This window comes from Aeromonas sp. TECH754 (genome assembly GCF_056279295.1).
The window spans coordinates 908901-917126 of record NZ_JBWBRA010000001.1; the positions used below are offsets into that span (position 1 = coordinate 908901).

The following is an 8226-nucleotide window of genomic DNA, read 5'->3' on the forward strand; positions in this document are numbered from 1 at the left end:
CTTGGAAAAGATATTGTTATCAATAAGCTTCTAGTACTTCCGAACCGGGCAGGATATCTCGCTCTCGATGTCGCACTCTGATCGCCACCGAGTCCCGAGCATGATAACCATCTTCCCGGTTTGATGATGTTTGGGTCTGGTGATGACATTTAAAATGTCATTGCCCTGTGCGCTAATTTGGTTGTCGGCTTTCGGTGACGGACTGCAGACTCCGTTATTCAAAGGGCGCCATCTCAATGAAAACGGTGATATTTCCCCGCGACAACCGTCTAAATCATGTTTTGACAGGATGCTATGCAAGCAGAAACTAGCCGTATTGATGAGCTATTGGAATGCCTGGTCTTCTTGACCCGTTTTTATGGCGTGCCCAACAGTCAGGATGCCTTGACCACCGGCTTGCCACTGGTGTCCGGTCGTCTTAGCGCGGCACTCTTTCCCCGCGCCGCCGAGCGTGGCGGCCTGTCCGCTCGCGAGGTGCTCCAGCCCCTCGCGGAAGTGTCCTCTCTGTTGCTGCCTTGCGTGCTTCAGACCCGTAATGGCGGCGCTTGTATCCTGCTGGAATGGAATGAAGACAGGACTCAGGGCAAGGTCATCTTCCCTCAGGCCGGGGATGCGGAGCAGTGGGTCAGCACCGCTCAACTGGGTGACGAATACAATGGCCGACTGTTTTTCGTCAAAAAACAGTTCAAGTTTGATGAACGCTCTCCCAAGGTGCTGGAGACCCGTGACGGTCACTGGTTCTGGAGCACTCTGTTCGAATCCCGGGGGATCTACCGGGATGTGCTGATCGCCTCCATCCTCATCAACCTGTTTGCGGTGGCCAGCCCCCTGTTCACCATGAACGTCTACGACAAGATTGTGCCCAACCTGGCGTTCGACTCCCTCTGGGTGCTGGCGGCAGGGGCCATGGTGGTGTTCACCTTTGATTTCGTGATGCGTCAATTGCGCAGCTATTTTATCGACATTGCGGGCAAGAAGTCGGATGTACTGCTGTCGGCCAAGATCTTCGCCAAGGTGATGGGGATGAAGATGGAGTCACGCCCCGCCTCGACGGGGGCGTTCGCCAAACACCTGCAGGAGTTTGAGTCGGTACGGGAATTCTTCACCTCTGCCACGGTTTCCACGCTGATCGATCTGCCCTTCGCCATCTTCTTCCTGTTCATCATCTGGATCTTCGCGGGTGTCATGGTGGTGGTACCCATCGTCGCCATTCTGATTTTGGTGGCGTACAGCTTCTACATTCAGGAGCCGCTCAAGCAGTCCATCGAGGAAGGTTCCCGCCTCGCCTCCCAGAAGAACGCGAACCTCATAGAGAGCATCGCGGGCCTGGAAACCGTCAAGATCTTCGGTGCCGAGAGCATGTTCCAGCATCGCTGGGAGCAGGCGGTGTCCCACATCTCTACCTGGGGCGTACAGACCCGGCGCATCACCAACTCCATGTCTTCCCTGGCGAGCTACATCCAGCAGGTGGTGACCGTGGGGCTGGTCATCGTCGGGGTTTACCAGATCTCGGAAGGGCTGGTGACCATGGGCGGCATGATAGCCGCCGTCATGCTGTCGAGCCGCGCCATCGCCCCCATGGTGCAGCTCTCCGTGCTCTCCACCCGTTACAACCAGGCCAAGTCTGCGCTGGAGATCCTGGAGAAGATCATGATGACGCCGGGGGAGCAGGAGGAGGGCAAGCAGTACATTCACCATCCTGTCATTCTGGGCCGCATCGAATTCGAGAACGTCTCCTTCAAATACCCGGGCATGGAAAGCAGCACCCTGCACAACATCTCGCTGCGTATCGAGCCGGGTGAGAAGGTGGCCATCATAGGCCGGATCGGGGCGGGCAAGACCACCCTGGAGAAGCTGCTGATGGGGCTCTATCGACCCACCGATGGCTCGGTGCGACTCGATGGCTTCGAGCTGGATCAACTGCCGCCGGCGGCCATTCGCCGCAACATCGGTTGTGTGCCACAGGATGTGACCCTGTTCTTCGGCTCGGTGCGCGACAACATCATGCTCGGCAATCCGCTGGTGGACGACTCGCGGGTATTGCGGGCGGCCAAGCGCGCCGGGGTCACCAGCTTCACCAATCGGGATCCCAACGGACTGGATCGACAGATAGGCGAGGGTGGTCGTCAGCTCTCAGGTGGTCAGCGCCAGGCTATTCTGCTGGCTCGTGCCCTGCTCAACGATCCCCCCATCCTGGTGATGGACGAGCCGACCTCCAACATGGATAACCAGTCGGAGATGCACGTCAAACAGGAGCTGGCGCGGCTCGGGCCTGAGATCACCCTGATCCTGATCACTCACAAGACTTCCATGCTGGACGTGGCCTCCCGGGTCATAGTGGTGGAGCAGGGGCAGATCGTGGCCGATGGGCCCAAAGAGGTGGTATTGCAGCAATTGAAGGAAGGCAAGGTGCGGGTGCAGGAGACGGCCAATGGCTAAGAACTGGTTCAAGAAAACGGCGCCAGACTCGGTTCTGCCATCCCCCGAGCATCTCGAGTATGTCGATGATGGCGCCGCCGCCGTCTTGCTGACGACCCCGACTCGCGCCCGGGTATTGTTGTGGGCTTGCTTCCTGTTTTTCGTCAGTGCCATCGTCTGGGCTGCCTGGGCCAAGCTCGATGAGGTCACTGTCGGTCAGGGCACGGTGATCCCGTCGCGCCAGCTGCAGGTGATCCAGAACCTGGAAGGGGGGATCGTCAAGGAGATCTTCGTGAAAGAGGGTGACATCGTCGAGAAGGGCCAGCCCTTGCTGCGCATCGATGACACCCGCTTCAAGTCGGATTTTCGTGAACGCGAGCAGGAGATGGTGATCCTCAAGGGAGACATTTCCCGCCTGCGTGCCGAGATCAAGAGCGTGGTGGTCAAAAATGAGCCCAACCTTGGTTGGCGTGAACAGGTGGTCGTCCAGAAGCAACCCATCGTCTTCCCTGACGGATTCGAGAGTGTCTTCGCCGAATATGTGGCACGTGAACAGTCGGTGCAGGACGAGCGACTCAACAACCTGACCAATCAGCTTTATATCCTCGGTCAGCAGATCGAGCAGAAAGAGCAGGAGACCATCGAGCTCAACGCCAAGATCAGGACGGTGGGTCGCAGCGTCGATCTGGCTCGCCAGGAGTTGAATATCAGCCGCCCTCTCGCGAAAGAGGGTATAGTGCCCCAGGTGGAGCTCATCAAACTGGAGCGGCAGGTCAACGAAATGCAAGGGGAGCTGGAGGCCAACCGGCTGCTCATCCCCAAACTCAATTCAGTGCTGCGGGAGACCATCTCCAAGCGCAACGACATCGCCTTGAAGTTCAGAGCCGACTCCCAGACCGAGCTCAACGAGCGGCAGGGCAAGCTGAGCCAGTTGTCAGAGGGACAAGTGGGTCTGCGCGATCGGGTCGACAGAACCAGCGTGCTGGCGCCGCTCAAGGGCACCATCAAGAAGCTCAAGATCAATACTCTGGGCGGCGTCGTGCAGCCGGGCATGGATCTGATGGAAATCGTGCCTTTGGAAGACACACTGCTGGTGGAAGCCAAGGTGTCGCCCAAGGATATCGCCTTCCTGCGCCCCGGGCTGGAGGCGGTGGTCAAGATAACGGCTTATGACTTCACTATCTACGGAGGTTTACATGGCAAGGTTGAACAGATAAGTGCCGACTCGATCCAGGATGAGAAGGGTAATACCTTCTATCTGGTCCGGGTGCGCACCGAGAAGAGTTACCTGGGCGATGAGCTTAACGCACTTCCCATCATCCCCGGTATGCTAGCCAGTGCAGATATCATTACTGGTAAAAAAAGTGTCCTAGACTACTTGCTAAAGCCGATCTTGCGGGCTAAGCAGTCGGCACTGAGAGAACGATAAAGCCAACAATCTAATAACAACATGACTGGAGATACCATGAAGAAGACGATTGTTGCCATGCTGGTCAGTGGCGCAGTGCTGTTCCCTGGCCTTGGCCAGGCTCAAACGCTGGAACAGTCAGTGGCGCAGTCACTGGCTACCCATCCAAAAATCAAGGAAGCTTTTGACCTCTATCAGGCACGACTGTATCAGCATGATGGAGCCAAAGGTGGTTACTACCCCACCATCGATCTGCGTGGTGGCGTCGGTTATGAAAAAACTGACAGCCCCTCCACTCGTGCGGCAGGAGCCAACTCGCAGACGATCGATGATTCCATGACCCGTAAAGAGGCCGGAATCAGTCTGCGCCAGATGTTGTTCGACGGCTTCGACGTCAGCAGCAACGTGGCCCGGACCGATGCCGCCGCCAATGCCCAGCGGCTGGCCATGATCTCCGAAGCGGAGAACACGGCGCTGCGCGTGGCGGAGGTGTATCTCAACATGCTGCGTCAGCAGGAGATCGTTGAGCTGTCCAAGCAGAATCTGGAGACTCACGAACAGATCCGCAGCGACATCCAGAAGCGGACCGATTCGGGTCTTGGTTCCACCGCGGACCAGACCCAGATCGACGGCCGGGTGGCGCGGGCCTATTCCAATCAGGCCGCAGCGGACAACAACTACCGGGATGCCGAGAGTGAGTTCATCCGCGTGGTGAATGAGGTTCCCAAGGATCTGGTGCAGCCAGTTCCGAGCAGCCAGTTGATCCCCGCGACCCTGGAGGATGCACTGAAGACGGCCACCGAGGTGCACCCGACCCTGCTGTCATCGCTGCAGGATATCGAGGAGGCCAAGTACCAGCATGAAGGCTCCAAGTCCGGCTTCTATCCGAACGTGGCCTTCGAGGTGGATCAGAACTGGAACGAGGACATCGACGCGGTCAAGGGCCGTAACGACGATCTGACCGCCATGGTCCGGATGCGTTACAACCTGTTCCGTGGCGGCTCGGATCTGGCCGAAAGCAAAGCCACCTCGGCGCTCTATTCCCAGGCGAAAGACATTCACCTGAATGCATTCCGTCAGGTGGAAGAGGGTACCCGCCTCGCCTGGAACGCCAAAGAGTCGCTGGCCAAGCAGAAAGTCTTCCTGAAAGAGCACGTGGACGCCAGCTATGACACCGTACAGGCGTACAAGAAGCAGTTTGGTCTGGGCCAACGGACCTTGCTGGATGTGCTGAACACGGAGAACGAACTGTTCGAGGCGCGCCGCAGCTACATCACGGCTGAGTATGACTCCCTGCTGGCGGATTACCGTATCCTCAATGCCACCGGTGGTTTGCTCAATGCCATGAACGTACAGCAGCCGGCTGATTGGCAAGCCAACAACAATTGATGGCAATTGCGCTGATGTGATATCAGACAAAAAATGGCTGCAGCTTGCTGCAGTCATTTCTTTATGTTTTGAGTTTTCAAATGAAGATTGCGATGACATGCCGCAGGGGAACAATGTGACAGCGTGGTGCAAGGCAAGGGGGATTGGTAGGTCCTGGCAGGAATGGCACCAGTGCCTGTCCCTGCGCTGGGCACGCCCTTTGCTGTGGTGGTGCCTGCTATCACTTCCCCTGTTGCTCAATGCCAGTCAACCGCTCTCATCCGAAGATCTTCAACTGGTCAAGAGAGCAGAGGAAACCTACGGAGTACGGGCGGGCAAGCGGGTCACCAGCTGGCGCACACTGGCCATACAGAATCGTGCTGCTGGGCTGAGCGAGCGCCAGAAGCTGGAGAAGGTAAACCAGTTCTTCAACCAGATGCGCTTCGTCGATGACATCAAGGTGTGGGGAAAGAAAGATTATTGGGCGACTCCGCTGGAATTTTTGGGAGCCGCCGGCGGAGATTGTGAAGACTTCAGCATTTCCAAGTATTTTACGCTGCTGGAACTTGGCATTCCGGATGAAAAAATGCGAATGGTATATGTCAAGGCATTGGATTATAACCAGTTTCATATGGTTGTTGCCTATTATGAGACACCTGCTTCTGTCCCTCTTATTTTGGACAACCTTATCGGCTCCATTCGTCCGGCAAGCCAGCGGGGAGATTTGATGCCGATTTACAGCTTTAACGGTCGTCACCTGTGGTTGATGAAGGCGCGTGGTCAAGGGGAACTGGCCGGGCAATCATCCCGCTTGGGATTATGGACTGACTTACGCAATCGCATGACTTCAGGGCGATTGGCTCGGCCTGTGGTGAATTTGGATGATTAACCTATGACGCTCTACAGACAATTATTGGCAACCATGTTGTTATTGTTCGGATTGTTGTTTGCTGCAACCTATTGGGTGCAGTTCAATTCGACCCGTAACTATCTGGCTCAGCAGCAGGAAACCACAGTGATCAACACCGCCACCTCGCTGGGGCTGGCGTTGACGCCTTATCTGGAGAATGGCGACAAGGTCAGCGCTGAGTCCGTCCTCAAGGCCGTGTTTGACGGGGGTTACTATAAATTGGTACGGCTGGATCTGCTGGCCTCCAAGGATGTGATCGAGCTTGAGAACAGCAACAATATTCAGGGCGTGCCGCAGTGGTTCATTGGATTGGGCCTGTTTCCCGAGGTATCCAATGAATCGATTTTGACGTCGGGTTGGTTGCAACTGGGCAAGTTGAAGGTAGTGGGTCACTCCGGCCAGGCTTATTACGAGCTTTGGGAAGGGATGAGCAAGCTGGCGACCTGGTTCTTGGTCGGCTTTCTGATCACCACTGTCTTGCTAATGAGGGCACTCAACTATCTGCTCAAACCCCTCAAGCTCATCTGCGAGCAGGCGGTCGAGATCGAACTGCACCATTTCGGACATGCGATTCCCGAGCCAAAGAGCCGCGAACTGAAACAGGTGGTACAGGCCATCAACACCCTCTCCAACAAGCTGGCGCTGCAGTTCAAGGAGCAGGCTGACGAGGCTGAGAATCTACGGGCCAGAGTCTATGTGGATGCGGTGTCCGGACTCGGTAACCGCTCCTATTTCGTCGGCCAGGTCAACGCCTGGATTGCCGAAGCAGGCCAGGGTGGCGTCATGCTGGTGGCCGTCGACATGTTGGACGATCTCTATCGGGAGGAGGGCTTTGCCGCGCGGGACAACATGGTCAAGTCCATCGCCCAAGTGCTAAAAGGACTGCTCGATGGCTGGGATGGCGCAGCGCTGGCCCGGATCTCGGCTACCGAATACGCGTTGCTCTGCCCCACCGATGATCTGTCGCAGCTCAAGGAGCTGGCGGAGGTTATCAACAGCCGCATCGCCGATCTGGTGGTCAACCCCATGGGCGAGAGTGGTTCACTTTCGGTGGTCGGGATTGCCGGGCGTGACGGCAACGACGATCTCTCCACTCTGCTGACCAAGGCCGACAACGCATTGGGCAAGGCGCGCAACGAGCGGCGTGGTGCCGTCGTCATGGAAGGTGGCACGGATCAGGGGCTGATGGGGCGTCTGGCCTGGCGCGATCTGGTACAGGATGCCATCACCAGAAACCTGTGGCGTTTCAAGGCGCAGCCAGCCTGCCGTTTTGACAATGGGATGCGCTTGCATGCCGAGTTGTTCGCCTCCATCTCACGAGATGGCACCGACTATTTTGCCGCTCAGTTCTTGCCTGCCATCGAGCAATTCAAGATGGGATCCGAGTTCGACAAGGCGGTGCTGGAGGCCTGTGCTCCTCTGCTCAAACAGCAACCCGAGCTGGTGCTGGCCGTCAACATCACCGCAGGTTCGCTCTGTTCCGATGAGTTCTTGATCTGGCTGAGAGGCTATCTGACCTTGAATGGCGAACTCAAGGAGCGGCTGCTGTTTGAGATCCCCGAGGCCGCCATCATGAAACATAAAGAGCAAGTCACAGACCTGGTCAGCGCACTACGAGAGCATGGTTTCCAGTGGGGGGTCGACCACTATGGTCGTCACTTCCAATCTCTCGGCTATCTGGAAGAACTGGCGCCGGCCTATGTCAAGGTGGATCACGGTTATACCAGCCAGGTCATGGAGCCGGGAGCAGACACTTCCTTCCTGGCGGCGGTCTGCCGGGCGGCCCACAACGCGGGTGTCACGACGATCGCCACGCGTGTGGAGGATCAACAGCAAGTCGAGGTTCTGTCCAGCCTGCATATCGATGGCTATCAAGGCTTCGTTCATCCTGCATTCCCGTTGTCGTGATGAATGCCACTGTTAAAAAAGGGCCCCAATGTGGGCCCTTTTTTATATCTGTTTAGAATAAGAGAGGGTGTTTTTTACGGCGATCACAAAAAGGGCTTCATAAGAGACCTTGTTAATGCGTTGATTTTAATGTGTAAAAAAACATTATTCGATTTACTGCATCGGATGGAGCTGAACAGATTCAGCGCTGTACATTTTTGCAACGGAAGCAGGA

General features: G+C 56.5%; 5 protein-coding genes. All 5 read left to right on the forward strand.

All coding sequences use genetic code 11. From position 1 onward, the window contains the following. Nucleotides 1-294 precede the first annotated feature (294 nt). The 5 genes from ACZ9IL_RS04025 to ACZ9IL_RS04045 all read left to right on the forward strand — a co-directional run bounded on the left by ACZ9IL_RS04025 (nt 295) and on the right by ACZ9IL_RS04045 (nt 8012). On the forward strand, nt 295-2439 hold the full coding sequence (locus ACZ9IL_RS04025; protein WP_476002343.1) for a type I secretion system permease/ATPase: 2145 nt from the start codon (nt 295-297) through the stop codon (nt 2437-2439). After that, the gene (locus tag ACZ9IL_RS04030) at nt 2432-3847 is read left to right on the forward strand and encodes an HlyD family type I secretion periplasmic adaptor subunit (protein ID WP_476002344.1); all 1416 of its coding nucleotides are present in this window, start codon (nt 2432-2434) and stop codon (nt 3845-3847) included. The genes ACZ9IL_RS04025 and ACZ9IL_RS04030 overlap by 8 nt, the downstream gene beginning before the upstream one ends. Nucleotides 3848-3883: 36 nt before the next feature. Next, the gene (locus ACZ9IL_RS04035; RefSeq protein ID WP_476002345.1) at nt 3884-5215 is read left to right on the forward strand and encodes a TolC family outer membrane protein; all 1332 of its coding nucleotides are present in this window, start codon (nt 3884-3886) and stop codon (nt 5213-5215) included. Between the two features lie 97 nt (nt 5216-5312). Then, nucleotides 5313-6083, forward strand: a complete 771-nt coding sequence (locus ACZ9IL_RS04040; RefSeq protein WP_476005300.1) for a transglutaminase-like cysteine peptidase — start codon at nt 5313-5315, stop codon at nt 6081-6083. A gap of 3 nt (nt 6084-6086) precedes the next feature. Next, nucleotides 6087-8012, forward strand: coding sequence for an EAL domain-containing protein (locus ACZ9IL_RS04045; protein ID WP_476002346.1), 1926 nt, complete (start codon nt 6087-6089; stop codon nt 8010-8012). The last annotated feature ends 214 nt before the right edge of the window (nt 8013-8226 follow it).

What these genes read in the sequence shown, in the direction of transcription:
- ACZ9IL_RS04025 (WP_476002343.1), top strand. Translation starts at nt 295, where the DNA reads ATGCAAGCAGAAACTAGCCGTATTGATGAGCTATTGGAATGCCTGGTC.
- ACZ9IL_RS04030 (WP_476002344.1), top strand. Translation starts at nt 2,432, where the DNA reads ATGGCTAAGAACTGGTTCAAGAAAACGGCGCCAGACTCGGTTCTGCCA.
- ACZ9IL_RS04035 (WP_476002345.1), top strand. Translation starts at nt 3,884, where the DNA reads ATGAAGAAGACGATTGTTGCCATGCTGGTCAGTGGCGCAGTGCTGTTC.
- ACZ9IL_RS04040 (WP_476005300.1), top strand. Translation starts at nt 5,313, where the DNA reads ATGCCGCAGGGGAACAATGTGACAGCGTGGTGCAAGGCAAGGGGGATT.
- ACZ9IL_RS04045 (WP_476002346.1), top strand. Translation starts at nt 6,087, where the DNA reads ATGACGCTCTACAGACAATTATTGGCAACCATGTTGTTATTGTTCGGA.